The sequence below is a fragment of the Streptomyces cupreus genome (genome assembly GCF_014257025.1).
Lineage (GTDB): Bacteria > Actinomycetota > Actinomycetes > Streptomycetales > Streptomycetaceae > Streptomyces > Streptomyces cupreus.
In genome coordinates, this window is the sequence record NZ_JACMSF010000040.1 from 54,892 (window position 1) to 81,243 (window position 26,352).

Here is a 26,352-nt window from a genome sequence, read left to right on the forward strand (position 1 = left end):
GCTGAAGCCATGGCCGACCTTCCCCTCGCCCTCGCGCTCGGCGCCGGCATGCTCGCCGCCGTCAACCCGTGCGGCTTCGCCCTGCTCCCCGCCTACCTCTCCCTGCTCGTCCTCGGCGACGACAGCCCCAGCCGTGCCGTCGCCGTGGGCCGGGCGCTGGCCGCGACCGCCGCGATGACCGCCGGATTCGCCGCCCTCTTCGGTATCTTCGGCCTCGCCATCCAGCCCATGGCCGGACAGATCCAGCAGCACCTGCCCTGGTTCACCATCGGCTTCGGCCTGCTCATCGTCGCCGCCGGAGTATGGCTGCTCGTCGGCCGCCAACTGCCCACCCTGACCCCGAAACTCCGCCGCGCCCCCACCCTCACGCGCTCCCTGCCCTCGATGGCGCTGTTCGGCATGGCGTACGCCACCGCGTCCCTCGGCTGCACCATCGCCCCGTTCCTCGCCATCGTCGTCTCCGCCTTCCGCAGCGGCTCCACCGGCGAGGGCATCGCCCTGTTCGCGGCCTACGCCGCCGGGATGGGCCTGATCGTCGGCGCGGCCTCTCTGACCGTCGCACTCACCCGCACCACCGCCGTCACCCGTCTGCGCCGCCTCGGTGTGATCGCCCCGCGCCTCGGAGGCGGACTGCTCCTCCTCGTCGGCGCGTACGTCGCCTACTACGGCTGGTACGAGATCCGCGTCCGGCGCGACCCTGCCACCGAGGACCCCGTCATCGACACGGCGGCCACCATCCAGCGTGCCGTCGCCGACGGCGTGGACACCATCGGTCCCACAGCACTGGCCACCCTCTTCGCCGTCCTGCTGACCGCGGCCCTGGTCATCCGTCGCCGCACGCGCACACGTCGGCCCACCCATACCGACCCCAGTCCTTCCTCGGCACCCAAGCACCCGGCCTGAGCCGCCGTGAGCCGGGCGTGGCCCGGCTGAAGCGCAGCGCGCATGGGCGCAGTACGCCGACGCCGCCCGGGGAGTGGAGTTCGCGCCTCCGCCCGTCGTGGCGGCGACGCAGGAGAGCACCCCGGTGCTTGGCTGGCCGGGCCGGTCGCACCCCGCGATCGTGCTCGACGGTCAGGAGGGACATCATGGCGGCGCCGCGCGAGCTGGACGAGGCGAAGGTCGAAGCCTTCATGGAGAAAGCGCTCGGGGACCTCAGCGGGACGATGACCATCGGTCTCTGCCACCTGGGAGACCGGCTGGGCCTGTTCAAGGACCTCGCGGCCAACGGCCCCGCCGACAGCCAGGAACTCGCGGACCGTCTGGAGCTGAACGAGCGTTACGTACGTGAGTGGCTGCGGGGTATGACAGCCACGGGGTATCTGGCGGAACCCGAGCCCGGGCGCTTCACGCTGCCCGCCGAGCACGCCCCCGCCCTGGCCGAGGAATCAGGGCCCATGTTCCTCGGCGGCGTGTACCAGATGATGCCCGCCGCCCTGGCGCCGTACGAACGACTGATCGAGGCGTTCCGGAGCGGGGGAGGCGTGCGGCAGAGCGACTACCCGGACATCCTGTGGGACGGCATGAGCCGTTTCACCGGCAGTTGGTTCGAGAGCGTGATGGTCGACGACTGGCTGAGCACCTTCCCGCACGTCGTCGAGAAGCTGGGGCGCGGCATCGACGTCGCGGACGTGGGATGCGGCGCGGGCCGCGCCCTGATCGTGCTCGCCGAGAAGTTTCCCCACTCGCGTTTCACGGGGTTCGACAACTTCCCGGCCCAGGTGGAACGCGCCCGGGCGAATGCGGAGAAGGCCGGTGTCGCCGACCGCGTGACCTTTGAGACGGTCGATGCCGCCCAGGGGCTTCCCGGACGCTATGACCTTGTCACCACCTTCGACGTCATCCACGACGCGGCGGACCCGAAGCGGCTGCTTGCCGCCGTCAGGGCCGCGGTCAAGGATGACGGCGACTACCTGATGCTCGAGATCAACTGCCAGGACCGCCCCCAGGACAATGTGGGCCCCGTGGCCTCGATGTTCTACGGGTTCAGCTTGTTCTACTGCATGACCACGTCCCTCGCGAGCGGCGGAGCCGCTCTCGGCACGTGCGGTATGCCCGAGGCAGTCGTACGCGATCTGTGCGCCGAGGCGGGCTTCAGCGACGTGGCCCGGTCCACCGCGGACGACCCCTTCAACGTCCTCTACGACATCAAGCCGTAGGCCGGCCCGAAGAGTTGTGGCAGAAGGGGACGCCTCGTCGGGGGTGACCGCATCACTGTGTCTTGGCGCGGGGATCCCTTCAACGCCAACAAATTTCACCTGGACAACTTCGATGCGCTGGGGCGCGACGAAGCCGAGAAGAGGATGAGGCATACGGGGATCTGACGTCGAGTGGCTCTTTCGCCGTCGACCATGGCCGGGTGCCACCGCCGGCGCCACGCTAGGTTTCGCGCTGATCCGAACGGGTGGTGGTTTCCTCCTTGCCGCCCCTCACCGCGAGGACGAGCACGGTTCGGGCGGCGCCTGCCAGGAAGCCGAAGGGCAGTGCGAAACCGGTCCAGACTGCGATTTCGATGGGCAGGAGTGCCAGGGCGAGCGGTCTGGCGCTGCGGCGACTTTGCCAGAGCGCCCGTCCCACGGCCAGTTCTCCCACGCAGACCAGGAGGAAAAGGCAGAGCAGAGGAATGGTCGTCGTGAGACCGATGTCCTCAAAGGGGCCGTCGCCGTAGGTGGGAAAGCCCAGGAAGGTCCAGACGCTGCCGTGGTCGGCGAGATACCAGATGGCTACGCGCACGGCAGCCCGAAGCCTAGTCCCGCAAGCCACGCGCAGCATGCGGCCGCTTTCCACATGACCGCGTGTTTGCTGATCGAGCCGACAGTGCGTCCAGGGCCGCCCATACCCGGATCAGATCGGCGGGCACGCAGGTTGGCCACTGCGCGACTTAGGTTCGCCCCTTGGGCGATCGGAGTTGTTCTGTCGCATGTCCGTCGGGGGTCCCGTGGCCCACCTCCAGGACCCGCCGCGGGACCTGCTCGACGCCGTCGCCGCCACGGTCGCAAGCGCGGTCGGCGCCACCGCAGTTGTCGTATGGGTGGGCGAGGAGCATCATCTGATCCCGCGGGGGCGGTGGCCGGCCACGACCGTCGAGGCGGGCCCGGCAACCCTCGCCGGGCTGGGCGGGCCGCGCCGGCTGGTCCGGCCCGTTGTCCACCGCGGCAGCGTGCGCGGCGCGGTCACCGTCCGCGAGCCGGCCGGCGGATCGCTCAGCGCCACGGAGGCCCGCCTGCTCGCGGACCTGGTCGCGCAGACCGGACTGGTCATCGTGCAGCAGCAACAGGGCCAGGAGATCGAGGCGGCGGCCCGCCGGATCGTCACCGCCGAGGACGCGGCCCGACGGCGCATCGAGCGCGACCTCCACGACGGTGCGCAGCAACGCCTGGTCACCCTTGCTCTGGAGCTCGGCGCCCTGGCCAAGCAGGCGCGGGCCGACGGCGCGGCAATGGCCGATGGCGTCGAACTGGCGCGGACGTACCTGCTGGAGGCCACCGCCGAGCTGCGCGAACTGGCCCGTGGTCTGCACCCGATGGTCCTGGCCCAGTCGGGTCTGGAGCCCGCGCTCGCGGCGCTCGGGGACCGGTCGGCGATCCCGGTGCGACTGCATGTGGCCGACGCCGGTCGCCTGCCGCGTGACCTCGAGGCGACGGCGTACGACGTGGTCAGCGAGGCGCTCACCAACGCCGCACGGCATTCGGGCGCAGGCGTGGTCGTCGTCGACGTGGCCCCGGTCGAAGGCGGCCTGTGCGTGGAGGTCACCGACGACGGTTGCGGCGGAGCACGCCCAGGGCCGGGAACGGGGCTGCGAGGGCTGGCGGATCGCCTCGCCGCGCTGGGTGGTGACCTCCGGGTCGACAGCCCCTCGGGCGGGGGCACGAGGGTCAGGGCGGTGCTGCCGTGCGAGTGATCGTCGCCGACGACGCGGTCCTCTTCCGCGAGGGCATGGCTCGTATCCTCGCCGAGGAGGGCTTCGACGTGATGGCCCAGGCCCGGAACAGTGCCGAGTTGGTCGGCCTCGTCTGCCGCTACGCACCGGACGTGGTCATCACCGATCTGCGGATGCCGCCGGGCTTCGCCGACGAGGGCATCGAGGCCGCGGCCGAGATCCGCTCCTTCGCGCCGCAGGTCGGGCTGATGCTGTTGTCGCAGTACGTCGAGGTGCATCACGCGCTACGGCTCATGGAAGAGTTCGACGGCGCGGTCGGCTACCTGCTCAAGGACCGGGTGTCCGACCTCGGTGCGTTCGCGGTCGACGTTCGACGCGTCGCCGGTGGCGAGGTCGTGATGGACGCCGAATTCGTGTCCAGGCTGGTCGGCCGGCGACGGGAACATGACCCGCTGGCCGAACTCACCGACCGCGAGCGGGAGGTGCTGTCGCTGATGGCCCAGGGGCTGACCAACGCCGCATTGTCCGAGGAACTGGTCCTGAGCCCCAAGACGATCGAGGGCTATGTACGCAGTGTCTTCACCAAGCTCGGCCTGGAGCAGAGCGAGCGCGGCCACCGGCGGGTGCAGGCGGTGCTGCGGTTCCTGCGTTGGCAGTGAACCGCGTCCGGACTGCTGTTGGTGCACTGCTGCTTCAGACATCGACTGCTGCGGGGTCGCTTCGAGCGCCCCAGCGCGACCAGAGCGGATGTGGCCGACGAGCCCCGCGACGGGCAGCACAGCACGCTGCCGGCCAGCAGGAACGGGAAGATCCCCAACTGGTCGAGGGTGGTGCGGGGAACGACCCCGAGGACAAACCCTTGGGTGTGCGGGAGGGGAGCAGCGACCGAAACAGGTCGGTGCTCCCCGTCCATGCACGTGCGGCGTGCTCAGGCGCGGACCAGCGGGGTGTCGACCAGATGCTCGGCCAGGAACCAGGCCTGCGACTCGCCGGTGCGGATGATCTGCGAGACCAGGAGGTCATTCGTGCCGTCGTCGCCGAGCTCGGCGACGCGGGTGGCCGCGTCGTGGGCCTCGGTCAGGATGGTCTCGTGGGCTTCGAGCAGCCGGGACAGCATGGCCGGCACCTCCTCGACACCGTCCGGCGGGCGCGGGATCGACGTGAGCTCGGCGACGTGCCGGGAATCGCCCACGGCGACGCCGCCCAGGGTCTGGACGCGCTCGGCGAGGGTGTCGACGAGCTCCAACTGCTCTCCGGCGTGCTTGTCCAGGAGCAGGTGGAGCTGGTAGAAGGTCGCGCCCCGCATGATCCAGTGGTGCTTCTTGTAGAGGCCGTAGAGGATCTGGGTGTCCGCCAGTACCTTGTTCACCCGCTGGCAGGAGTACATGCGCGCCTCGTAGGACAGCGCGAGGGGGAACTGCTTGACTGTGCCGAACTCCTGGATGACCTCGCCCTTCTGATGCAGCCACGGCTGACTGCTCATGGGCCGGGAACCTGTGGTCATGACGTACCTCCCGCGATGCGTGCTGGATTACGGGGCCGACGCTATGGGCCGCATGGGCATGTGTGTTGTCCCAGAACGCTCGCATCGGTGCCCGTCAGTGCACCGACCGGTTCTGCCCCTCGGGTAAGGCCGGGCCCGACGAGGTGTCGAAGGCGTGGGTCACCTCCGGCGCCGTTCCCGGTGCGAGGAGTTCACGCGCCCGCTCCTCATGGGCGCGGTCGGTCGCCGTCAGGCGGACGTCGTGCTGGGCCAGGTGTTCCGCCCAGGAGGCGACCAGGTAGGTCTCGATGAAGCGTTCCGGTTCATTGCCGTCCTGGAAGAGGCCCCAGGTCAGGGCGCCGGTGCGGCGTCTGGAACCCTGGACGTGGCGCATGCGGTCGACGAACTCGGCGCGGTGGTGCGCCGGGACGCGGTGGACGACGCAGACGAGGACCGGGCCGTCTGCCTCTCCCGGGTCGAACACCAGGGGAGGAGCGGGCCAGTGCGCGGACGGCGCGGGGTTGATGCGGTCGGCGTCGTGCAGCGGCCAGCGGCGTACGCTGGCGGCGCTCAGCAGCATCAGGGCCGCCGCGATCAGCAGGCAGGCGCGCTGCCCGAGCCCGTCGGCGACGGCGCCCCACAGCGGTGCCGCCAGCGCCTGGCCGCCCTGGAAGACCAGAAGGTAGACGGCCAGGCCACGGGCCCTGGCCCAGGCAGGCAGCCGGGTCTGCACGGCCGCGTTGAGCGTGGACAGCACCCCGATCCAGGCGAGTCCGGCAGCCAGGAGAGCGATCACGGCCGGCCACGGAGTGCGCACCGTGGCCAGCGCCGCGAGGACCCCCGCGAACAGCGACGCGCCCGCGGCGAGCGTGGCGTTGGCGCCCAGCAGGCGACGTATGCGGGGGAGTGCGAAGGCCCCGGCCACCGCACCCGCGCCCACGGCCGCCAGCAGCAGTCCGTAGCCGCCGGAGCCGAGGGCGAGGGTGCGGCTCGCGGTCAGGGGCAGCAGGGCCCACAGCGCGGCGCCGCCCGGGATGAACAGGAGCGTACGCAGCAGGACTCGGCGTACCCCCGGCGCGTTCCACACATAACGTCGGCCCGCGTGCAGGGCGGCCATCAGCCCTTCGTGCCCCGCGGCCGGGATGGCCGCACGCGGGCGCCGCCACACCAGGAGGACGGCCGCGGTGCCCAGGTAGGACGCCGCGTTGAAGGCGAAGACCCATCCCGCGCCCGCCGCGGCGACCACGGCCCCGCCGAGCGCCGGCCCGACGGCGCGGGCCAGGTTCATGTTCACCGCACCCAGCGCCGCCGCCTGGCCGAGCTGACCGCGCTCCACCAGCTCCGGCTGGATCGCCTGCCAGGCCGGGCCCATCAGCGCGGTGCCGCAGCCCAGGAGGAAGGTCAGCGCGAGCAGCACCGCCGGTGTCAGGGCCCCCGTGAACGCCAGCACCGCCAGCGCGCCGGAGGCCGCGACCATGGCGAACTGCGCCACCAGCAGCACCGAGCGCCGGTCGAAGCGGTCGGCGATCACTCCGGAGGGCAGGGCAAGCAGCACGACCGGAAGGCTGGAGGCGGTCTGTACGAGCGTCACCAGCGCGGCGCTGTCCCCGAGGAGCAGCCACTGGGCGCCGACGGTCTGCATCCAGCTGCCGACGTTCGACACCAACTGGGCGATCCACAGCGCTCGGAAGACACGCGCAGCGAGCGGTGCCCACGGAGAGTCGGGTGGTTTTGAGGGCATGTCCGTCCAGACCGGGTGCGGGGCGTCTACTGGACCGGCGGTCTGATCCACACGGCCTCGGGCGTGGCAAGGCGGTGCGTGGCCACGGAGGTGAGTGCCAGGAGCAGCAGGGACAGGCCGAGGGCGAGCGCGAGGTGTCCGTGCAGCAGGAGCGCGGTTCCGGCGAGGGCGCCGAGGAGCATGGCCAGTACGGACAGGATCCGGCGGCCGCTCCTCGGTGCCTTTCCGCCCGCCGTGGTGGAGTCCGCGGCCAGCCCCGTGAGGGTCAGCGTCAGGACGGTCGTGGTGAGGTCGGGGACGCCGAGGCGCCGGGCGACGGCGTTCTGCATCCCCATGGCCAGCCCGAGGGACACGATCAGCGTGTACTGGACGCCGGTGGTGACCCGGCCGTCGGAGACCACAGCGACGACGACGGTGACGGCGACCAGCACCGTCTCCACGGCCGCCGCGGTCTTCAACAGGTTCCCGCGGTGCGCGCTGAACCGCGTTCCCAGACTGCCGCCCGCCAGCGCGCCGAGCAGGAAGGAGACCAGCGCGACCACGGAGGCGAGCGCGGACAGGTCCGGGGCACCCGCCAGCGCGAAGCCGAGGAAGACCACATTGCCGGTCATGTTGGCGACGAACACGTGGCCCAGCGACAGATAGCTCACCGCGTCGACCACCCCGGTGACCACTGTCAGCGCGAGCAGCAGCGGAGGCAGCGGGCCGTGGGCATCCCCCCTGGGCGGGGCCAGGGTGCGGAGCGCGTCAGTCAGCAGCCTGTGCATGGGCCTTCCTCTCCGGTGCTGTGGGCTCGCGGTGGAGCACCACACGGGTCAGCAGCCCACTGACGGGGCCGATCACGAGTGCGGCGACGGCGACGCACACCGGCCACGGAGTGACGGCCAGAGCGTGGTCCAGGGACCACCGGCCGGGCCCGGTCAGGGCCAGCGCCGCACAGATGACAACGAGGACGAGGGGGTACTCGTAGCCGTCGTTCTGCACCCAGAGGCCCTTGGGCCACTTCACCGTGGCCGCGACCGTCATCACACCCATGGCGGCCATCGCCGCCAGAGGCGTGAGCAGTCCCGCGGCCAGGAACAGGCCGGCACCGATCTGACTGGCTCCCGCGACGACCGCGGTGAGCCGGCCGCCGCGGAACCCGTCATTACGGAACTCCGCCGTTCCGCCCGCGAGGCCGTGCCCCCCGAGCCGGAAGCTCACCTTCTGCACTCCGTGACCGGCGACAAGGAGCCCCGCGACCAGCCGTAGGACCAGCAGTCCCGTATCCATCTCTTCCTGCCTGTTCCTGACTCAGTTCTGCACTGCTGTGAGGGTGGAAAGGATCAGCCGGCCGCGTGCTCGCCGATGAAGGCCTGGGCATAGACGATGCCAAGGCCGTAGGCGCCCGCGTGCTCCTTGACCACCTCGGTGACCGGCACGTACGTGTCGGCGCGGGCCCAGTCGCGCTGGAGTTCCAGCAGCACCTGCACCCAGGTCACCGGGACGGACCCGGCCTGGATCATCCGCTGGACGGCGTGCTCGTGCGCCTGCGGGCTGACGCCGCCGGACGCGTCGGTGACGACGTAGACCTCGTAGCCCTGGGAGAGTGCCGACAGCGTGGGCAGGACCACGCAGACCTCGGTCCACAGACCCGCGATGACGAGCTTCTTACGGCCGGTCGCCTTGACGGCCTCGACGAATGCAGGGTCCTCCCAGGCGTTCATCGTCGTACGGTCGATGACCTTGTGCTCGGGGAAGACCGCGGGCAGCTGCGGCATGATCGGGCCCGAGAAGGACTCGGCGGCCACGGTGCTGAGCACGACGGGGACGTCGAAGACCTTGGCCGCCTTGGCCAGGCCCACCGTGGAGTTGATGATCGCGGTACGGTCGCCGCTGCCGGTGCCGAAGAACATCTGCGGCTGGTGGTCCACGAACAGCACCGCACAGTTGTCGGGCGTCAGCAGGTCGGGGCCGGCGGACGCGGTGACCTCGGAGATGTTCACGATGAACTGCCTTTCCATGAGTAGCGGCGCGGACGAACCGTCCGCGTCGGAGCAACAGCCGCCCAGTGGACGGGGTCTGTTGGGCTTCGGCCGGACCGGAATACGGCGCAGTCAGAGGACGAAGCAGGGATCGAAGGGCGCGTCGACGGCGCTCGGGGCCAGGCCGCGCGCGACACGCCAGGCACGGTGCTGCTCGGACTCCGCGACGGCCTCGCCGAGCGACTCCGCCTGACGCACGCCCGCAAGGCACTGCCTGGACGACTGGTAGCCGCCGAAGTGCGCCACGGGGCTCCAGGCGGGGGAGACGGGCGGCAGCTCCTCGTCCAGGCCCTCGTACTCGCCTGCGGCGTAGACGATCCGGCCGCCGGTGACCGTGAGCAGCGACTCGATCCGCGCGATGTCCGGCTCGGGCACGGTGAAGTAGTCCTCGGACAGCACCGCGAGGTCCGCGTAACAGCCCGGCCGCAGCACGCCCTTGACCTCTTCCTCACCGGTGAGTTCGGCGCCCGCGCGGGTGAACATCCGCAGCGCGGTCTGCCGGTCGACACGATTGGTCCGCGGGCGCAGCAGCAGATCACCGACGCTACGGCCGCTCACCAGCCAGTGCAGCGCGACCCAGGGGTTGTACGTCGACACCCGGGTGGCGTCCGTGCCGGCGGCCACGGTCAGACCGCGGTCCAGCATGGCCCGGATCGGCGGGGCGTCGGCGGCGGCTCCGGAGCCGTAGCGGCGTACGAACGCCTCGCCCTGGAAGGACAGCCGGTTCTGCACGGACAAGGCGCCGCCGAGCGCGGCGACGCGGTCGAGGCTCTCCGCGGACACGGTCTCCGCGTGGTCGAACAGCCAGCGGTTCCCGGCCGGGAAGAGTCCCTCGGCGGCCAGCTTCTCGAACACGGCGAGGTCCCGGCGGATGGTCTCGTCGTACGTGGCGTGCAGCCGGAATCCCCAGCCGTTCTCCATGAGAAGACGGACCGCCTTCTCGAACTCCGGCTCGAAGTCGCCGAGTTCGGGGCGCGGCTGGGTGAAGTTCTCGAAGTCCGCCGCCGCCCAGGTGAGATTCTCGCCCGCGCCGTTGAGACGCAGCCACGCGTCCCCGTCCTCGGGGCGGGCCATCTCGATCCAGCGGGTGAGGTCGGCTATCCCCTGCCCCGCGGTCTGCGGAAAGAGGTGGTAGGCGATGCGCAGCGACAACTGGCCCGCCTTCGCCAACTCGACGACGGTGCTGTAGTTGTCGGGGAAGTTCTGGAACCCGCCGGCGGCGTCGATCGCCGAGGTCAGGCCGAACCGGTTCAGTTCCCGCAGAAAGTGACGGGTCGAGACCAACTTGTCCTCGCCCTCCAGCACCGGGGCCTTGGCGAGGGTCGAGTAGAGGATGAGGGCGCTGGGCGCCGCCAGCAGCATGCCCGTCGGTTCCCCGTCCCGACCGCGCACGATCTGCCCGCCTTTGGGGTCGGGGGTGTCCTTGTCGAATCCGGCGGCATTGAGCGCCGCCCGGTTGAGGACGGCCGACTGGTACAGGTGCAGCACGAACACCGGGGTGTCCGGGGCGGCGGCGTTCAGCTCCGCGACGGTCGGCAGCCGCCGCTCGGCGAACTGCTCGGCGGACCAGCCGCCCACGATCCGCACCCACTGACCCTTGGGGGTACGCGCGGCCTGCTCCCGCAGCATCGCCAGGCCCTGGCGCAGCGTGGGAACCCCGTCCCAGCGCAACTCAAGTACGTAGTTGAGGCCGCCGCGAATCACATGCAGATGGGCGTCGTTGAGGCCGGGGATCACGCGCCTGCCGAGCGCGTCCACCACCTTCGTGTCCGCCCCGATGTGCGGGGCGACGTCCTTGTCGTCACCGACGACCGTGATGACCCCGTCCTTCACGGCGAGCGCCTCGGCCTGCGGACGGCTCGCGTCCCCGGTGTGAATGCTCGCGTTGCGGACGACGAGCTCTGCGGCGTCGTCGACGGCCCGGGGAACCAGTCCGCCGACCGGCATTGGAGACACGTGCGGGACCCCCTCGTATAAACGTTCTCGATGCCCGTCGCATGCGCGATCTGCTGACGGGTGACGCGGTGAAGGCGTGAATGCTCGCCGCCGAATGCGGGGCGACCCCTCACCGCCGAGCCGCAACGCTAGGCCTGCCGCGCGCCCGTGGATGTTCTCTCCGTGCAGCGCTCCATTTCTCACAGTGCACTGCCGGGATGCGGAACGGATTCGGTGCGCTGCGCGGACGCCGGACGTGCACTCATGGGCAACTGCGGGGCGCACAGCGCTTCTACGGTGAAATCAGGCGCCGGAGGCTCCAGACCCACGACTCGGTTCGAGTGTTGGCCGGGACTGGCGGCGCATGCAGCGAGTTGAGGAGATCCCCTTGTCCGATGAGTTCGTGCCGGTCGAACCGGTGCTGGAGCCCGCGGCAGCGGCGTTCGCGGAAGCGACCGCCAACCCGCCCTACCTTTTCGAACTGCCTCCGGCGGAGGGCCGCAAGGCAGTCGACGAGGTGCAGGCCGGCGAGATCGACAAGCCGGCGGTAGACGAGGAATGGATCACCGTCCCGGGAGGTCCCACGGGCAGCGTCCGGGCTCGTGTCGTCAAGCCGACCGGCACCGAGGGCACCTTGCCGGTGATCCTCTACATCCACGGGGCGGGCTGGGTGTTCGGCAACGCCCACACGCACGACCGCCTGGTGCGTGAACTGGCCGTCGGCGCGAAGGCCGCGGTCGTCTTCCCCGAGTACGACCTCTCACCGGAGGTCCGTTACCCGGTCGCGATCGAGCAGAACTACACCGTCGCCCAGTGGGTCGTGGAACAGGGCGCGTCCAAGGGCCTGGACGGCGGCCGACTGGCCGTGGCCGGTGACTCGGTCGGCGGCAACATGACGGCCGCGTTGACGCTGATGGCCAAGGAGCGCGGTGATGTGCCCCTGGTCCAGCAGGTGCTGTTCTACCCGGTGACGGACGCGAACTTCGACACGGCCTCCTACCACCAGTTCGCGACCGGCTACTTCCTGCGCCGGGACGGCATGCAGTGGTTCTGGGACCAGTACACGACGGACGAGGCCGAGCGCGCCCGGATCACCGCCTCGCCGCTGCGGGCCACCGTCGAGCAACTCGGCGGGCTGCCCCCGGCGTTGGTCATCACCGGTGAGGCCGACGTGCTGCGGGACGAGGGCGAGGCCTACGCCAACAAGCTGCGCGCGGCGGGCGTCCCGGTTACGGCCGTCCGCTTCCAGGGCATCATCCACGACTTCGTGATGCTCAACGCCCTGCGGGAGACCCAGGCGGCCCGGTCCGCCATCGCGATGGCCGTGCACACCCTGCACACGGCGCTGCACTCGGCCTGAGCGCAACCGCCTCAGTTCGACTTTCCGAGTTCAAGGAGACAACACACCATGACGACTTCCACGCCCACGGTGGTGCTCATCCACGGCGCGTTCGCGGACGCCACCAGCTGGTCCGGGGTCATCGCCGAGTTGCAGGGCAGCGGCATCCCCGTGATCGCCCCGCCGAACCCGCTGCGCGGCCTGGCCTCGGACGCCGCGTACGTCGCCTCGATCGCCTCCCAGATCGACGGCCCGGTCATTCTGGTCGGCCACTCCTACGGCGGTGCGCTCATCACCGTGGCCGGCACCACCGAGAACGTCGTCGGGCTCGTCTACGTGGCCGCCTACGTCCTCGAGGAGGGCGAGAGCCTCGGTGAACTACAGGGACGCTTCCCCGCATCGCCGCTGGTGAGCAACCTCAAGCAGTGGACGTACCCGGTCGCGGGCGGTGACCCGGCGGTCGAGGTCACCATCGCCGAGGACGCGTTCCCGTCCGTCTTCGCCGCGGACGTCCCGGCGGACGTCACCAAGGTCCTCGCGGCGGCACAGCGCCCGCTCGCCGCCGCGGCCTTCGAGGAGACGGCGTCCGCGGCCGCGTGGAAGACCAAGCCGTCCTGGGCCCTGATCGCCGGTGCGGACAACGCGATCAACCCGGAGGTGGAGCGCTTCGCGGCGAAGCGGGCCGGGGCGACCGTCGTCGAGGTCGAGGGCGCGTCCCACGCGATCGCCGTCTCCGAGCCGAGGCAGGTCGCTGACCTGATCCGCGAGGCGGTACGCGCCACCAGCTGACCCGACCCACGAACGACCCGCGCGGACACCCTCCGATCCGATGTCCGCGCGGCGCGACTGGGGCCACAGGAAAAAGGACCGAGCCGTGCTCGGCGAATCCGCTCCTGTTCCCTCGCCGCGAGGAACTTCTCCACGGCGGAGTTGGACGCGGCCGGGTTCTCCAGGAACGGAAAGTCTGAGGAGGCCACGACGGCCGGGAAGACCGGACACGCTAACAGGTGGTCAATCCAACCGAACGGGAATCGCTTTGCTCCCCGCCCTACGGCGCCGGCGGGCGGACTCACCATCCACCTGCACTTCCCGTGACCTCCACGTGTGAGTGGGTGGTGGGTGGCTGCGGAGTGCGCGGTCTCGTTCCAGTCACCGAACGTTTTGCCGGCCGGGAAGCCGGCCTGCTTGCGGCGGGTCGCGACCGGCGGCCTCCTCGGCCAGCAGCACCCGGACGGCCTCGGCGGGATCCCAGCGTTGAGCCTTGGCGGTGGGGATCGGGTCGGTCAACGCCAGCCGGATGTACGGGAGTTTGAGCCTGCGGGTCAGCTCGATCGCCTCGGCCAGCGGGTCACCGTTGGAGCCCGAAACGGTGCGGAGAGGGGTGGCCATCTGTGTTCGTCTTGCTGCGAAAATGCCAATTTCAGTTCAGTCAACAGCTCGACATCACCGGCTGGACGCAAGACGAGATCGATACCGGCGTCAGTCTCCAGACCGACCTCGGACAATTCGGTGTCGGCGGGCGCGCGATGTACGACCGACGCGGCCTCGCCGGTCACGGCCACGAAGCCGACCAGGACTCCGACCATGAGGCCGGCCACGGCAGGTCAGCGCGCTGCCGGCCTGCCGCCCACGACAGATCGGCCTGCGGCGGTGCCCGGCCCGCCGGCCGATCTTCCGAATCGTGCGGTGCGTGTCAGCAGACGGCCGTGCGCGCGTATGTGCCCTTGTAGAAGAACGGCGCTGCGGTGTAGCCCTTCGCCAGGGTGAAACACGGGCCGTCGGGACCGTCGTTCACGATGACCTGAATGGTCATGGATCGGAGGCAGGTGTTCTCCAGGTACACCCAGAAACCTTGGTCGGTGTAGGTCACATCGCGTTTGATGCACGCGGGTGCGGTCCCACCGGCCGCAGGGGCCGCTTGGGCTGGGACAGCCAGGGAGCCGAGCGCGAGAGCGGTCCCGGCAAGCGCGCCGACAAGTGCGTGACGAATGCGCATATTTGATCCTGTCTTCTGTGCACACGCCTGGAGCGTCCAGTGTGTGGTCGTTGATTGCGCCGAGCAGCCTTCTGAGTTGGCCGTGGGAGATCGGCCGGCCGGGCCGGGCACCGCCGCAGGCCGATTGCCCGACCTGTCGGCGACGCCCTTCCTCCCACCGGGGTGTACGACTCGCACACCCCGGTGGGAGGAGAGGTCACCAGACGCGGCTGCAGCCGGAGGGGGCCCTCTCCGGGTAGTAGTTGCAGACGTTGATCTGTACACCGTCCACGTTGTGCAGCGGGATGTCGTACGTTCCGTTGACCTTGACCCGTTTCTGAGAGATCCAGCTCCACTGGCCGTTCTGGTACTTCCAGTAGCTCAGGTAGAGGCCGCCTGCCCAGCCGTCGCCCGGGCACTTGTCCCGGACAGTGATGTTGAAGTAGGCGCTGTAGGTGTCACGCCCCTGGGCATTGCCGGTCCAGGTGTAGCTGTAGGTGCCCCCGGCGGCAGCGCAGCCGTTGGTGCTCTCGCCGTACACACTGGCTGCCTGCGCCGTGCCCGAAAAGGCGACGGTAGCCACGGCGGCCAGGGCCACGCCTATACCCGCCTTTCCCAGCCGGGACGTCAAACCCGTCTTCTCCACTGATGCTCCCTCGTGTGAGCCGTGCGCTGTGGTGTGAGCGCTTGGACGGGGAACAGGCTTGCGGACGCCGGAGCAGCAGCACAGTGAAACCGCTTGTCCCGGACAGGCGCGGGCTGTCCGGGCTGGTCGGAGCCTTGTCCGAACTCCGGCCCGGACAGCAGGACATGGCGGAATGCGTCGTTGTCTCGTTGGCAGGGACGACGCAAGATGACACGCATGGGGAACCTGGGGGAGTTGCCGCCGTACGAAGACGTGTCTCCGCACGAAGTCCGGGACGATGCCGGCTTCATCGCGTCGATGCAGCGGCTCAAGGAGCGTTCGGGGCTGACGTATCGCGAGCTGGAGGAGCGAGCCGCCCGCAGCGGTGACGTCCTGGCGCGCAGCACGCTCGCCGACGTACTGCGCCGGACGAGCCTGCCGCGCCCCGAGGTCCTGGCCGCGTTCGTCCGCGCCTGCGGGGACGGTGAGCGGGTCGACGCCTGGCTGGCCGCCAGAGACCGGCTCGCCGCCGCACGCACAAGTGCGGCGCCCCTCCCGACGCGCGACTTTGCAACCGATGCTCGACCGCGGGCTGAAGCGGCCACGATCGCGCGGCCCCGCCGACCCAAGGGCTTCACATTTGCCGGCGCGAGCACGCTCGCGGTTCCCCTGCTGGCCCTGGTCGCCTGGGGGCTGCTCTCTGGCGACTCCGCCGAGCCAGGGGCACCGGCTTCTCCCACCGACGGCTGGGTCACCCTCCGCCCCGCCCGCACGGCCGACCTCTGCCTGACCGACGGACGCGACCGCGACGGCGCCTACGACAGCGCCGTAGCCGTCCAACTCCCCTGTGCCCAGGCATCCGTGCCGCGCACCTACCTCGAACCGATGGGTGAGGGGCTCTACCGCATCCAGTGGCACCATCCCCAGATGGGAAAGGGATGTCTGACGGTCATGGGCGAGGACCAGATCAAGGGCATGCTCGAACCCCGCCAGAATTGCGCGCAGGGCACCCTCTTCCGCCTGGAACCCACTGCCGGGGCCTTCCGGCTGCGCCCGGCCACCAGCACCGGGTGCATCGGCATCGTCGACAACGACACCACCGTAGGCGCCGAGGCGATCGAGGAACGCTGCTCCGGTGCGGCAGATCAGCGGTTCCTCGTCCGGGCGGGCTGACGGCCCCCGTGCACCTGACGCCGGTCGCGCGACGGCCGCGTTCTCCCGTCACACCGGGAACCTGTGCAGCGGCCCGTCCAGCCTGCCCTGACCCACGTCAACAGGCCTGTGGCGTGGTCGGCTGTTGATGCCGACGGCCGCCCCAGCACTCCGAAGCCCATCTGAACTGGGCACTCATCCCCATGATGACCCGGCGCCTGACCCGCAAAAGTCCCGGAACGAGCCAGTGGACGCGGAAGGCTCCCGCAACCGGATGACGTTTCGGTTCTACTCGGCGCCGGCGCCGGCGTCGGGCTAGTCGTCCGCGCCGCCTCTTGCTCACCCTGTCGTGCATGGCCTTGATGAGCGCGTCGGAAGGCGTGCGCCCCTCGGCCTCGCCGAGCGCTTCGAACTCGTGACGCAGCGGCTTGGGCGGGCGGAAGCCCATGACCTTGGTCTGCCTCAAGGCCGGGCATGCCTCTTTAAGCCCACGCCCCGCAGTGATCAGCGCCGCGCCTCACAGAAGGCCACGGCTTCCCAGATGGCCCTCCACTCACAGCATCACGGTTCGTCGGGCGCATCATCGGCCACGCAACCCGGCCCCGCAGTCGCCCTGCCTGCGGCAGCAGAATTCGCTGCGGGGAGGCGCAGGGGCTTGCGTAGTCAGCGTCCATCAGGCCATCCCGATCGCCTGCCTGCTGGGGCTCAGTGGGGGGTGAAGATCTTGGAGACGAATTCGGCGATCTGCTCGTCGGAGACATTCCGGGCGAGGTCGGACTCGCTGATCATGCCGACCAGTCTCTTGTCGTTCTTCACGTCGATCACAGGGAGACGTTTGACCCGGTTCCGTTCCATCGCGTCGAGAACGTCGCGGACGTCGGCATCAGCGTCGATCCACTTCGGGGTGCCCTCGGCCAGTTCTCCCGCAGTGACCTTGGACGGGTCGTGCCCCGACGCCACGCACTTGAGCACGATGTCGCGATCAGTGATCATGCCGGTGAGCATGTCACCTTCGCCACAGATGGGCAGGACGCCTACGTCGAGTTCGCGCATCCGCTGCGCTGCCCGGTCCAGGGTCTCGTGGGCAGGGATGCATTCCACGCCCGTGTGCATGATGTCCCGCGCCTTCATCGCAGTCCTCCTCCGTCTAACTGACCGGACCGCCCGAGCCGGGCGGCACCCTTGATCCGCAGCATTGCTCCCACCACGCGCGATGCGGCGAAACGGCGCACCCGCCATATGGCTCCGTCCGGCACTTCCAGGGCTGCGAGGGCCGAGGCGCGGCAGAGGGTGGGCTCACACGCGACCCCAATGTCGATCAGCTCGCCGTGGTCCGTTGGGCTGCTTGCCGACATACCGCCACCAGCCCGGCCGGCTGTCTGTTCTACCTGGCGTGCCTGTTGGTCGCACGAGGTTCGGCGAGAGCCCGGGATCGGCAGCACCCGCTCGTGGTGGTGTCCTGGTCAGCCCGCGGCTGTGATCCCCGGGCGGAATCCGCCCGTCGGCCATGTGGGGGATTCACGCTGGTTGTTGCGTGGCCCCACGACGTGATCCGCTGCATATGTCCTGTCGGCGGGGAGGCGCCGGGGCCGTGGGCGAGGGAGCGGCCGGGGCTGCTCCGCCCAGATGGTCTTTCCTGTCGGCGTGTGACGGGTGCCCCAGCGGTCGGCGAGCTGCCCGACCAGGAACAGGCCACGGCCGCCCTCGTCCAGAGCACGGGCGCGGCGCGGATGCGGAGCGGTGCTGCTGGCGTCGGAGACCTCACAGATCAGCGCGGTGTTGCGGATGAGCCGCAGCTGGATGGGGGCCCGGGCGTGCCGGATGGCGTTGGTGACCAGCTCGCTGACGATCAGCTCGGTGGTCGGGACGATGTCCTGCAGACCCCAGGTCGTGAGCTGGTCGGCGGCCCGCCGGCGCGCGTCGGCGACGATGACGGGCGCCGCGGGCAGATCCCAGCTGGCCACGTGCGAAGGGCCCAGGGCGTGGGTGCGGGCCACGAGCAGGGCGACGTCGTCCTCCGGACACTCGGGCAGGAGTGCCGTGATGAGGTTGTCGCAGGTGGCCTCCAGCGAGGGGGTGGGTACGGTCAGGGCGTGCAGGAGTTCCTGCATTCCGGTGCCGATGTCGCGGTCGTGGGCTTCGACCAGTCCGTCCGTGTACAGCACGAGCAGGCTGCCTTCGGGCAGGCGGACGTCGGTGGCCTCGAAGGGGAGACCGCCCACCCCCAGAGGGGGGCCGGGAACCATGGGGATGAAGTCCACGGAGCCGTCCGGCAGGACTGCGGCCGGGGCGAGGTGGCCTGCGCTGGCCAGGGTGCAGTGGCGCGACACCGGGTCGTAGACCACGTACAGGCACGTCGCCCCGACCTCCCCGGCAGATTCGATGCCCTCTTCGATCTCTTCGAGGATCAGGTCGTCGAGCTGGGTCAGCAGTTCGTCCGGGGGAAGGTCGACATCGGCCAAGGTGCGCATCGCGCTGCGCAGCTGGCCCATGGTGGCCGAGGCGTTGATGCCGTGGCCGACGACATCGCCGACGACCAGAGCCACGCGGGCACCGGAGAGAGGGATGACGTCGAACCAGTCGCCGCCCACACCGGCGTGCGGGTCCGCGGGCAGGTAGCGCATGGCCGTCTCCACTGCCGGCTGCGCGGGCCGGTGATACAGCAGCAGGCGGCGCTGCAGGGCCAGATCCGCGCCGTCGGTCTCCTGTCGTACGGCGTGAACGAACCACACGACGTGGTCATCGGCACCCACCAACGGGTAAGCCCGCACATCGGCATCCACCCGGTGGCCGTCCCGGTCGCGCAGCGTGACCCGTCCGGTCCACGCCTCCTGCTGCGAGAGGCTCCGCCAGGCCGACCCCGGAAGGCGAGCGGCAAGAAGATCAGACGCCGGACGCCCGATCACCTCACCCGGCTCATACCCGAGAAGCAGTCGGGCACCCCGGCTCCACGCCGCTACGACGCCCCGCGCGTCCACTGCGGCCGCTGCGTTCTCCACCGCCAGGGGGTTGCCGTACATACTTTCCACCCACCACTTCCATTGTGCTCCTGAACGCGACTCATCCAGGCACTCCAATCGTGATCTCCGGTGTGGGTGGCGCCCCGATACCCGCCCGGCGGCGGGACTGCTTCGTCCCGGGGGTGCCTGCCCGGTCCATCGGTACTTCGGCCGGGCTGCCCTCATCCGTGGCCGACCCGCCTGACACCCTTCCGGTCTGTCTCGGCGCGGCCACGATTGAATTCGGTCGTTCCGGGTCACGCACATGGCCCCGCGGCGCTTGCGCAGTCCGCGCCACGGGCGACAGGCTCGTGGTGGTCCGGCGAGACATCGGTCCCGCATGTCCGGGAAGCGGATGGAGTGATCTTCCATGGCGGTGTGCGAAGTCTGCGGTAATGACTACGAGCTGGCATTCGAGGTTCGAGCCGCCGGCGCGGTCCACATCTTCGACAGTCTGGAGTGCGCGGCCCAGCGCATGGCCCCCATCTGCGACAACTGCAGCTGCAGGATTCTGGGCCATGGCTTGCAGGCGGACGGGGAGTTCTACTGCTGCGCCCACTGCGCACGGCAGAAGGGCCGGGCCGAACTGGTGGACCACGCCTGAGCGACAGCGCGGAGCCACGCCGCGCCGCGCTGGCTGGCGGCGGCGTCATCCGCCGTGCGGTCCGAACAGGAGCTGCACCTGCGCTGCGTCGACGGTGAGCGCGTCCGGCGAGCCGGGGTCGACGGCCGGCGAGACGTCGTCACCCGACCACAGGGCGGCGAGGATGCCCAGCCGCACCCGCTGGTAGGGCGTCGTGTACGTGAACACGGGGAGGAATGCCCCTTCCTCCCGGTGCCGAACGACAGGCACAGGAAACGCTGCGCCGGTCCGCGCATCTGCGGCATCGTCCGCCTGCGCACCAGCACCTTGCTTCGCCGAGGGCCTGCACGCACGGTGCCGCCGTACGGCGCTGCGGTCCTGCTGCCCCTCTCTTCCCGTGTCGGCTGCGACGACGGAGGTTTCTACCTGCGGTGGACCTGCTCCGCCTGTGGTCCTTTGGGCCCCTGGGTGACTTGGTATTCGACCTTGTCACCCTCCAGCAGCTCCTTGAAACCCTCGGCCTGAATGGCGGAGAAGTGAACGAATACGTCCGGGCCGCCGCCGTCCGGTTGGATGAAGCCGAACCCCTTGTCGGCGTTGAACCACTTGACCGTGCCTGTTGCCATCAGTCCGATTCCTTGTTCCAGACCGCGACATCGCCGTCCCGCAGCCCGTCGCGGCTACCGTCTACGACCCTGCCATTCTGACCTGCCTGTCCCCGGTGGACACGCTGTCCAGGCCGTCGACCAGGCCTGTGTCGGACGGCGCCCGGACCGCCGTTCCACAGTAGCCCGCCGAGGCGGGGGCCCTGGCAGCACCGTGGGTGGGGCCTGCGGCCTCGTTCTGCACCGGTCGGCCGGCGAGGGCCGCGACGGCCTCCGGCATGAAGTGAGGCACGGTTAAGAGAGCGTTGGGCGCCCGTGCCGGCCGATCAGGTCGTACGACAAGCCGACGAGACCGTCCGTGTATCCGAAGTTTCGACCACGTCGTGACGCATGATGGCCCCGGCTGTCCATTGGCAGCCGACCGACGCACACGACACGAGAGCGGAGGCGGCGGTGACGGAGCATCCAGTGATCGGCTATCTCGTCTGGGCGGTGCTGTTCGGCGCCCTGTTCGCCTGGGAGGGCTTGGCCCTCGTCCGGACAGGTGACGGCTTCCCCACCCTCAGCGATGCCGTGCGCGCGGTGATGCGCTACCCGTTCGGGCGATGGGCACTGTTCGCTCTGTGGCTGTGGTTCGGCTGGCACACCTTCGTCCGCGGCTGGCACTTCCTGCTCCGGGACGCATCATGACGGCGTTCCGCCGGATGTAGCGCCGTACCGTGCTGCCCCTCGCTCTGAACATCGGGATCATGCTGACCGGCTACATGCTGGTCATGGGCTACCTCGCCCTTGGCCTGCGGCTCCTTCACCGACAGAGGCCCGGCCCGGACAAGGCGGCCGGCAGGCCGGAGCACCTACTCGCGAAACAACTCGCTCCCGGCGCGCCCGGACCCGGGTGGCCCGGCCTGATCCGCCAGGTGCTCGGCACCGCCGTCGGGGGATACGTGCTGCTGATGGCCGTGGTGGTCGGCTACTACCACGGGGTGGTGCGCGTGGCGGGCCACTTTCTGGCAAGCGCGTTCACCGGCTCCGCGCTGCTGGTGGGGATCGCTCTGCCGGTGTTCTTCACCGCCTCATGGCTCACGGAGCGACAACGGCGTAAGCGCGCTTCTGAGTGACGCATATCGGGGCGGCGACGGCGCGGTGGCGCAGCAGCAGCCGTACCGGCCCCCAGAACGCGACCGCTGATCACCAACGGCAGCTGCGCCCGCGTTCGGACGGCGAGCCCGACTTGCCCCTGGCGCCGGTGTGGGCGGCGCGAGAGGCGGAGAGGAAGGACGCTGGGTCGTTACCCGCGCCACGCTCAGTGACTCACGACGACTTCTCGTCACCGATCGGCCATGGTGAGGGCTGATCGCCGATCCTTGGAGTGAACGACGTAATGACGGCGCTGGTGACCGGGGCGACAGGGAATGTCGGTTCGAGGGCCGTCACGGAGCTGCGTGCTCTCGGCGTCCGAGTGGGTGCTTTCGTCAGGGATCCGGGCCGGGCGGCCGCCCTGATCGGCGGTGAGACCGAGCTGGCGGTGGGGGATTTCGGTGAGCCGTCGACGATCCGGCGCGCGCTCGAAGGTGTCGATCGGGTGGTCCTGATCTGCCCGAACGACCTCCGGCAGGCCGAGTACGGGACGAGGGCGATCGACGCGTCGGTGGCTGCCGGGGTGGCGCAGGTGGTCTTCCTGTCGACGGTCGGGGCGCAGATTGGTTCGCCGCTGGTCTTCTTCGACCAACACGGCCGGATCGAGGAACATCTGCATGACTCGGGGATCCCAGGCGTGGTGCTGCGGGCCGGCCACCTGATGTCGAACGTGATCGGTTCGGCCGCGACCATCGCGCAGACCGGTCGCTTCTTCCTTCCGGCCCGGGACGCCCCGATCGCGATGGTCGATCCGAGCGACGTGGCCTCGACCTCCGCCGTGGTGCTGACCACCGCGGGACACACCGGCCGGACGTACGAGCTCACCGGCCCGGAGGCGATCAGCTACGCCGATGTCGCGCGGCGCCTGTCGAGCGTCCTGGGCCGATCCGTGGAGTACGTGGACGTACCCGACGTGGCGGCCGTCTTCGGCGCGCTGCGGGCCGGAGTGAACGCGTCCACCACCGGCACCGTGGGGGAGCTGACCGGCCGTGAGCCACGTCGCTTCGAGGAGTTCGCGCGGTCGGTGGCGCCGCTGCTGCTCGGCGGGCAGCGCGACTGACACGGTGCGGCGGGTGCGCGAGCGCGGCACGATCGCCCGGGCAGCGCGGGAGTTCCCCGTCAATGTGGCCCCCACGGGCCCGTAGTCCCGCCAGACCACAGGCATGGCCGCCATGCAGATCACCTCACCTCACCATCGGCGGGCACCGTGCCGGTGGGTGGGTTGTACGGATCAGTTGTCGTTGCCTCGGGCATCAGGTCATCACCCCTTCGGCGCCCCTGCGGGCCGCATGCCCTGCCTCGGGTTTCTGCATGTCACGACGAAGGGCGGACCAGATGACGGCACCCGCACGGTGGGGCCCGTGGGCCCGACTCCACGCTGGCGGCTCCGCTCCTGGCGGGTATTGCCAGTGGTGTTCCTCAGCCCCGTGATGTCCCGCTGCGGCGCGGCTGCCAATGGGTTCCGCCCGCCCTAGCATGGAGCCAAGGGCAGGACAGAGAAGTCACCGCGTGCACCTCGTGCGGCGCATGCGGTACGCCGCCGGGCAGGTGCCACCCGCGCCTCGCCACTTCTGATCAAGCCGACCGTTCCCAGTGCCGAACACCGCCCGCCCGGAGGCACGGCAATCCCGCGAACGCATGGGCGCGGTGGAAGACCGGAAGGGCAAGATCGATGGCTCCCACACATCCACCCGACTTCGAGCACGCCATCCACACCGCCAACATCTGGCTCAAAGCGGTGTCGGAAGCCCTGGGTACCGAGGACCGCCACCTAGCCCACCGCGTACTGCGCACCTGGCTGCACACGCTCCGCGACCGGGTCACCATCGACGTGGCCGCCCACTTCGCCGCGCAGCTCCCCGACCTGCTGCGCGGCGCCTACTACGACGGCTGGGACCCCAGCACCGTACCGATCAAGTACGACCGCGAAGGCTACGTGAACCGCTTCGCCCGGGAAGCGAAGATCTCTGCCGACGACGTGCTCCGGATCACTCCCGCCGTCACCGCCGTCGTACGCGAACACGTCTCGCCCGGGCAACTGGAGGCGGCACTGGAGCAACTTCCGCACGACATCCGCGCACTCCTCCTCCAGCCGACTGCCTGACCGAGCTCCACGCAACCAGTCCGGCGACGCCCCACGCATGTGGGTCAGGACCTGACGGCCGCTCAGGTCACCGGCCGCTCACCACCTCGTAAGGGAGCACGACATGGCGCAGAACCGTTCCACTGAACCCGATGCCGCGCTCGGGCCGGAGGCCCGGCTGAGCCGGCTGGAAGCACAGGTCGCGACCCTGGCCGAGGCCCTCCGGGTACTCGCGCGTGGCCTGGAGAACATCCCGTCGAAGGACGTTCCGCCCGAGGAAGCGGAACGCGGCGCGCGACTCGCCCACGAACTCCTGCTCTCCCAGGGCCTGTAGACACACCGTCGCGTCGGAAGAGAGACAACTGGGAGTCGGCGATGACGCACGCACAGGGACGTAAACCGATCGTGGCCGGAGTCGACCCCGATTCCGGCAAACGCATGGTGCTCGGCTGGGCTGCCGACGAGGCACACCGGCGCGGCCTGCCCCTGCTGCTGGTCCTCGCGCAGAACGTACCGACCCCCGGGTACCGGCCGACGGGCGGGCGGCCGTCCTGGGTGGAGTGGAACGAGGCGCTGCACGCGACGGGGGATCGGCTGCTGAAGGAGGCGGTCGCCTTCGTCGAGTCCCGCCATGCGCACGTATCGGTGTCCGGGCTGTTGGCGGAGGGGCATCCGGCGTGGGTGCTGGGTGAGCAGGCGCAGAACGCCACGGAGGTCGTGCTCGGTTCCTGGCACCTGAGTGCTGTCCAGGAGCTGTTCACGTCCGCCGCCGTCGCTCTGCCGCTCATCGCCCACGCGTCCTGCCCCGTGGTGGTCGTACCGGAGCCGGAACACATCGCCCAGCCGCAGCCGTACTTCGTGGTCGGGGTCGACGGCAGCCCTCAGTCCGCTGCGGCCGTCGACTTCGCCTTCGAGGAGGCCGCCCTGCGCGGCGCGGCACTGCGGGCCCTGTATGTGTGGCACCCTCCGCGGCTCGGAACACTGGACGAGGAGGCAGCCGTCCAGGAGTGCCGCAGGCTCCTGACGGAGACGGTTACGGTGCGTGCCGCCGCTCGTCCCCAGGTGGAACTGCACCAGGAGGTCGTGCGGGGCCACCCGGTAGAGGTCCTCGCCAAGGCGTCCGAGCACGCCCTCGGCCTGGTAGTGGGCACACGCGGGCACGGCGGCTTCACCGGCATGCTGCTGGGCTCCGTCAGTCAGGGCGTACTGCACCACGCACGCTGCCCGGTCATCACCGTCCCGCATGCGCACGACCAGTAGCCCGCACGCGCACAACGACGCAACGGCAGAACGGCCCAAGTCGACAGGAGGGAGAGGAGGAGAGGTGACATGCTGCATCGAACGGTCGGCGACCTCATGACCGCGGCGGTTGTGAGCGTGCGGCGGGACACGGGCTTCAAGGACATCGTCGAGCACCTCGCTGAGCACGGCATCGCGGCGGTACCGGTCGTCGACGACCAGGGCCGCCCGATCGGCGTCGTGTCGGAGGCGGACCTGCTGCGCAAACAGGAGAGTCAGGAGGATCCGGGCGGACATCTGGCAGGGCCGCACCTGCTGCCCGCGGAGCACGCCAAGGCCCACGCGCTGACCGCCGAGGGGCTGATGACCAGTCCGCCCGTCACGGCACGACCGCAGTGGTCGGTCGTGGAGGCTGCCCGTGCCATGGCCCGCCACCACGTCAAACACTTGCCCGTCGTGGACGACGCCGGACATTTGGTGGGCATCGTCAGCCGTGGTGACCTGCTGCACGTCTTCCTGCGGCGAGACCCGACGATCCGCGAGGAGATCATGACGGATGTCCTGACCCGGACGCTCGGCCTGGACCCTGGCGCGGTCACCGTCGAGGTCACCGATGGACGGGTGATGCTCAGCGGCACGGTGCCGGAAGGCAGCCTCATCCCCATCGCGGTACGTCTGTCCGAGAGCGTCGATGGCGTCGTCGATGTCACCCATCACCTCCGCGCCGAGACAGAGGCTACAGCCGGTACGCGACAGTGACCCACGTCCCTGCCGCGGACGGGGTCACCGACGTGATCAAGTCGTGTTCGAGAGGAAGTTGCCGCTTCGGCCCTGGCGCCGCAGAACCTCCTGACCCACCGCCGGCCCGCGGGACCGCCGCGCCGCCGACGGCCCGACGAGCCACAGCTGGTCATCGACCTCGGCCGGTCCGACGAGCTCACCCCGCCCGCCGAGGATGTCCGCACACTCATCGCGGGTGCGCCGACGCTTGCGTGGTCTCCTCGAGCTCATGCGCGGCCTTGCGCAGCAGCCGCCGGGCCAGGTCGTTGAGCGCCCGGGCGGTGACGAGCTCCTCGCCGACCCGGGTCTGTGCCGGATCACTCGGACTGCGCCGGGAACGTCCGCGGGGCGACGTCGTCGTGTGCCACGCAAGACCCCTGGGTAGTCGTACCGGTGATACGACTCCCTCCTTGAGGAGGTGACTCGGATGCTGTTCCTCGGACTGCTCCTCCTCGCGGCCACCGGCGCCTTCACCGGCCTGGCGATCGCCGACAACCTGTCCGGCGGCCCCGAGTACACCGTGACGGTACTCGACCGCGACATCGCCACCATGAACACGCTCGCCGTCTTCAGCTCCGGCATCGTCCTGGCGCTGATCTTCTGCCTGGGTCTGGCCATGATGGTGAACGGGGCGGTGCGCCGCCGTCGCAGGAGCCTGCAGAGGTACCCGGAGCAGGACGGCACGACCCGGCTGGACGAGATGATGGGGCCGGACACCCGGGCCTGAGCAACGGGTGGCGGGGAGACGCGACGGCGCGGGCACACGCTGATC

The 26,352-nt window shown here is 70.0% G+C and carries 28 protein-coding genes and 4 pseudogenes; 16 read left to right on the top strand and 16 right to left on the bottom strand.

The features are described from left to right. The first annotated feature begins 9 nt into the window (after positions 1–9). Together H4N64_RS30255 and H4N64_RS30260 are read left to right on the top strand one after the other, a co-directional pair. On the top strand, positions 10–903 hold the full coding sequence (locus H4N64_RS30255; protein ID WP_186285612.1) for a cytochrome c biogenesis CcdA family protein: 894 nt from the start codon (positions 10–12) through the stop codon (positions 901–903). 185 nt (positions 904–1,088) lie between these two features. Next, complete coding sequence (locus tag H4N64_RS30260; RefSeq protein WP_186285613.1) at positions 1,089–2,159, top strand: class I SAM-dependent methyltransferase; 1,071 nt, start codon at positions 1,089–1,091, stop codon at positions 2,157–2,159. Positions 2,160–2,379: 220 nt separating this feature from the next. Here H4N64_RS30260 and H4N64_RS30265 read toward each other — a convergent pair whose 3' ends face one another. Continuing rightward, entirely contained in the window at positions 2,380–2,733 is a 354-nt protein-coding gene (locus tag H4N64_RS30265; RefSeq protein WP_186285614.1) for a hypothetical protein, read from the bottom strand. A 187-nt stretch (positions 2,734–2,920) separates the two neighbouring features. On the opposite strand from H4N64_RS30265, the gene H4N64_RS30270 reads away from it, so the two are divergent. Next, complete coding sequence (locus tag H4N64_RS30270) at positions 2,921–3,901, top strand: sensor histidine kinase (RefSeq protein WP_186285615.1); 981 nt, start codon at positions 2,921–2,923, stop codon at positions 3,899–3,901. Next, a complete protein-coding gene (locus tag H4N64_RS30275) occupies positions 3,892–4,539 on the top strand; it encodes a response regulator (protein WP_186285616.1) in 648 nt (215 codons plus the stop codon). The genes H4N64_RS30270 and H4N64_RS30275 overlap by 10 nt, the downstream gene beginning before the upstream one ends. A gap of 269 nt (positions 4,540–4,808) precedes the next feature. Here the strand turns inward: H4N64_RS30275 and H4N64_RS30280 are convergent, their stop codons facing one another. The 6 genes from H4N64_RS30280 to H4N64_RS30305 form a co-directional block, all read right to left on the bottom strand. Next, positions 4,809–5,384 carry a Dps family protein gene (locus H4N64_RS30280; protein WP_186285617.1) on the bottom strand — a complete coding sequence of 192 codons (576 nt, stop codon included), beginning with the start codon at positions 5,382–5,384 and terminating at the stop codon, positions 4,809–4,811. Between the two features lie 94 nt (positions 5,385–5,478). After that, positions 5,479–7,104, bottom strand: a complete 1,626-nt coding sequence (locus H4N64_RS30285; RefSeq protein ID WP_186285618.1) for an MFS transporter — start codon at positions 7,102–7,104, stop codon at positions 5,479–5,481. Positions 7,105–7,130: 26 nt separating this feature from the next. Next, a complete protein-coding gene (locus H4N64_RS30290; protein ID WP_186285619.1) occupies positions 7,131–7,871 on the bottom strand; it encodes a YoaK family protein in 741 nt (246 codons plus the stop codon). After that, entirely contained in the window at positions 7,852–8,376 is a 525-nt protein-coding gene (locus tag H4N64_RS30295) for a DoxX family protein (protein ID WP_186285620.1), read from the bottom strand. Before H4N64_RS30295 ends, H4N64_RS30290 begins: the two co-directional genes overlap by 20 nt. A gap of 53 nt (positions 8,377–8,429) precedes the next feature. After that, positions 8,430–9,107 carry a hydrolase gene (locus tag H4N64_RS30300; protein WP_222109570.1) on the bottom strand — a complete coding sequence of 226 codons (678 nt, stop codon included), beginning with the start codon at positions 9,105–9,107 and terminating at the stop codon, positions 8,430–8,432. Between the two features lie 93 nt (positions 9,108–9,200). Next, positions 9,201–11,075 carry an amidohydrolase gene (locus tag H4N64_RS30305; protein WP_222109582.1) on the bottom strand — a complete coding sequence of 625 codons (1,875 nt, stop codon included), beginning with the start codon at positions 11,073–11,075 and terminating at the stop codon, positions 9,201–9,203. 376 nt (positions 11,076–11,451) lie between these two features. Between H4N64_RS30305 and H4N64_RS30310 the strand changes: the two genes are divergently transcribed. Together H4N64_RS30310 and H4N64_RS30315 are read left to right on the top strand one after the other, a co-directional pair. Next, the gene (locus H4N64_RS30310; protein ID WP_186285622.1) at positions 11,452–12,423 is read left to right on the top strand and encodes an alpha/beta hydrolase; all 972 of its coding nucleotides are present in this window, start codon (positions 11,452–11,454) and stop codon (positions 12,421–12,423) included. A 48-nt stretch (positions 12,424–12,471) separates the two neighbouring features. Further along, a complete protein-coding gene (locus H4N64_RS30315; RefSeq protein WP_186285623.1) occupies positions 12,472–13,191 on the top strand; it encodes an alpha/beta fold hydrolase in 720 nt (239 codons plus the stop codon). Between the two features lie 338 nt (positions 13,192–13,529). On the opposite strand, the pseudogene H4N64_RS30320 reads toward H4N64_RS30315, so the two are convergent. From H4N64_RS30320 to H4N64_RS30330, 3 genes and pseudogenes are all read right to left on the bottom strand, one after another. Next, positions 13,530–13,791: pseudogene (locus H4N64_RS30320) on the bottom strand (ATP-binding protein); the annotation flags it as partial. Beyond that, positions 13,725–14,000: a hypothetical protein gene (locus H4N64_RS47135; RefSeq protein ID WP_186285624.1), complete on the bottom strand. Its 276-nt coding sequence runs from the start codon at positions 13,998–14,000 to the stop codon at positions 13,725–13,727. The gene H4N64_RS47135 and the pseudogene H4N64_RS30320, both read right to left, overlap by 67 nt. A 594-nt stretch (positions 14,001–14,594) precedes the next feature. Then, on the bottom strand, positions 14,595–15,023 hold the full coding sequence (locus H4N64_RS30330) for a hypothetical protein (protein ID WP_186285625.1): 429 nt from the start codon (positions 15,021–15,023) through the stop codon (positions 14,595–14,597). A 207-nt stretch (positions 15,024–15,230) separates the two neighbouring features. Here H4N64_RS30330 and H4N64_RS30335 point away from each other — a divergent pair, with 207 nt between their 5' ends. Continuing rightward, the gene (locus H4N64_RS30335) at positions 15,231–16,175 is read left to right on the top strand and encodes a helix-turn-helix domain-containing protein (protein ID WP_222109571.1); all 945 of its coding nucleotides are present in this window, start codon (positions 15,231–15,233) and stop codon (positions 16,173–16,175) included. Positions 16,176–16,859: 684 nt separating this feature from the next. On the opposite strand, the gene H4N64_RS30340 is transcribed toward H4N64_RS30335, so the two are convergent. The 3 genes and pseudogenes from H4N64_RS30340 to H4N64_RS46460 form a co-directional block, all read right to left on the bottom strand. Next, positions 16,860–17,285, bottom strand: coding sequence for a CBS domain-containing protein (locus H4N64_RS30340; protein ID WP_186285626.1), 426 nt, complete (start codon positions 17,283–17,285; stop codon positions 16,860–16,862). A 473-nt stretch (positions 17,286–17,758) separates the two neighbouring features. Next, positions 17,759–18,841, bottom strand: a pseudogene (locus H4N64_RS30345) (SpoIIE family protein phosphatase); the annotation flags it as partial. 84 nt (positions 18,842–18,925) lie between these two features. Beyond that, positions 18,926–19,525: pseudogene (locus tag H4N64_RS46460) on the bottom strand (PAS domain-containing protein); the annotation flags it as partial. Here H4N64_RS46460 and H4N64_RS30350 point away from each other — a divergent pair. Beyond that, positions 19,524–19,757: a hypothetical protein gene (locus tag H4N64_RS30350; RefSeq protein WP_186285628.1), complete on the top strand. Its 234-nt coding sequence runs from the start codon at positions 19,524–19,526 to the stop codon at positions 19,755–19,757. The pseudogene H4N64_RS46460 and the gene H4N64_RS30350 overlap by 2 nt on opposite strands. 45 nt (positions 19,758–19,802) lie before the next feature. On the opposite strand, the gene H4N64_RS30355 is transcribed toward H4N64_RS30350, so the two are convergent. Further along, positions 19,803–19,964 carry a hypothetical protein gene (locus H4N64_RS30355; RefSeq protein ID WP_186285629.1) on the bottom strand — a complete coding sequence of 54 codons (162 nt, stop codon included), beginning with the start codon at positions 19,962–19,964 and terminating at the stop codon, positions 19,803–19,805. Positions 19,965–20,158: 194 nt separating this feature from the next. Beyond that, entirely contained in the window at positions 20,159–20,362 is a 204-nt protein-coding gene (locus tag H4N64_RS30360; protein WP_186285630.1) for a cold-shock protein, read from the bottom strand. Positions 20,363–20,794: 432 nt separating this feature from the next. Here H4N64_RS30360 and H4N64_RS30365 point away from each other — a divergent pair, with 432 nt between their 5' ends. The 7 genes from H4N64_RS30365 to H4N64_RS30395 all read left to right on the top strand — a co-directional run bounded on the left by H4N64_RS30365 (position 20,795) and on the right by H4N64_RS30395 (position 25,559). Next, positions 20,795–21,031: a DUF6186 family protein gene (locus H4N64_RS30365; RefSeq protein WP_186285631.1), complete on the top strand. Its 237-nt coding sequence runs from the start codon at positions 20,795–20,797 to the stop codon at positions 21,029–21,031. Between the two features lie 29 nt (positions 21,032–21,060). Next, positions 21,061–21,459, top strand: a complete 399-nt coding sequence (locus H4N64_RS30370; protein WP_186285632.1) for a DUF6256 family protein — start codon at positions 21,061–21,063, stop codon at positions 21,457–21,459. 251 nt (positions 21,460–21,710) lie between these two features. Then, complete coding sequence (locus H4N64_RS30375; RefSeq protein ID WP_186285633.1) at positions 21,711–22,538, top strand: NmrA family NAD(P)-binding protein; 828 nt, start codon at positions 21,711–21,713, stop codon at positions 22,536–22,538. 612 nt (positions 22,539–23,150) lie between these two features. Beyond that, complete coding sequence (locus tag H4N64_RS30380) at positions 23,151–23,582, top strand: DUF2267 domain-containing protein (RefSeq protein ID WP_186285634.1); 432 nt, start codon at positions 23,151–23,153, stop codon at positions 23,580–23,582. 103 nt (positions 23,583–23,685) lie between these two features. Then, positions 23,686–23,895 carry a hypothetical protein gene (locus tag H4N64_RS30385; RefSeq protein ID WP_186285635.1) on the top strand — a complete coding sequence of 70 codons (210 nt, stop codon included), beginning with the start codon at positions 23,686–23,688 and terminating at the stop codon, positions 23,893–23,895. Between the two features lie 41 nt (positions 23,896–23,936). Then, positions 23,937–24,821 (top strand): universal stress protein, encoded by an 885-nt coding sequence (locus H4N64_RS30390; protein WP_186285636.1) that lies wholly within the window; start codon positions 23,937–23,939, stop codon positions 24,819–24,821. Positions 24,822–24,890: 69 nt separating this feature from the next. Next, positions 24,891–25,559, top strand: a complete 669-nt coding sequence (locus H4N64_RS30395) for a CBS domain-containing protein (protein WP_186285637.1) — start codon at positions 24,891–24,893, stop codon at positions 25,557–25,559. Between the two features lie 208 nt (positions 25,560–25,767). On the opposite strand, the pseudogene H4N64_RS30400 reads toward H4N64_RS30395, so the two are convergent. Beyond that, positions 25,768–25,929 (bottom strand): annotated as a pseudogene (locus H4N64_RS30400) (dsRBD fold-containing protein); the annotation flags it as partial. A 78-nt stretch (positions 25,930–26,007) separates the two neighbouring features. On the opposite strand from H4N64_RS30400, the gene H4N64_RS30405 reads away from it, so the two are divergent. Next, on the top strand, positions 26,008–26,307 hold the full coding sequence (locus H4N64_RS30405; RefSeq protein ID WP_260860059.1) for a hypothetical protein: 300 nt from the start codon (positions 26,008–26,010) through the stop codon (positions 26,305–26,307). Positions 26,308–26,352: the final 45 nt, after the last annotated feature.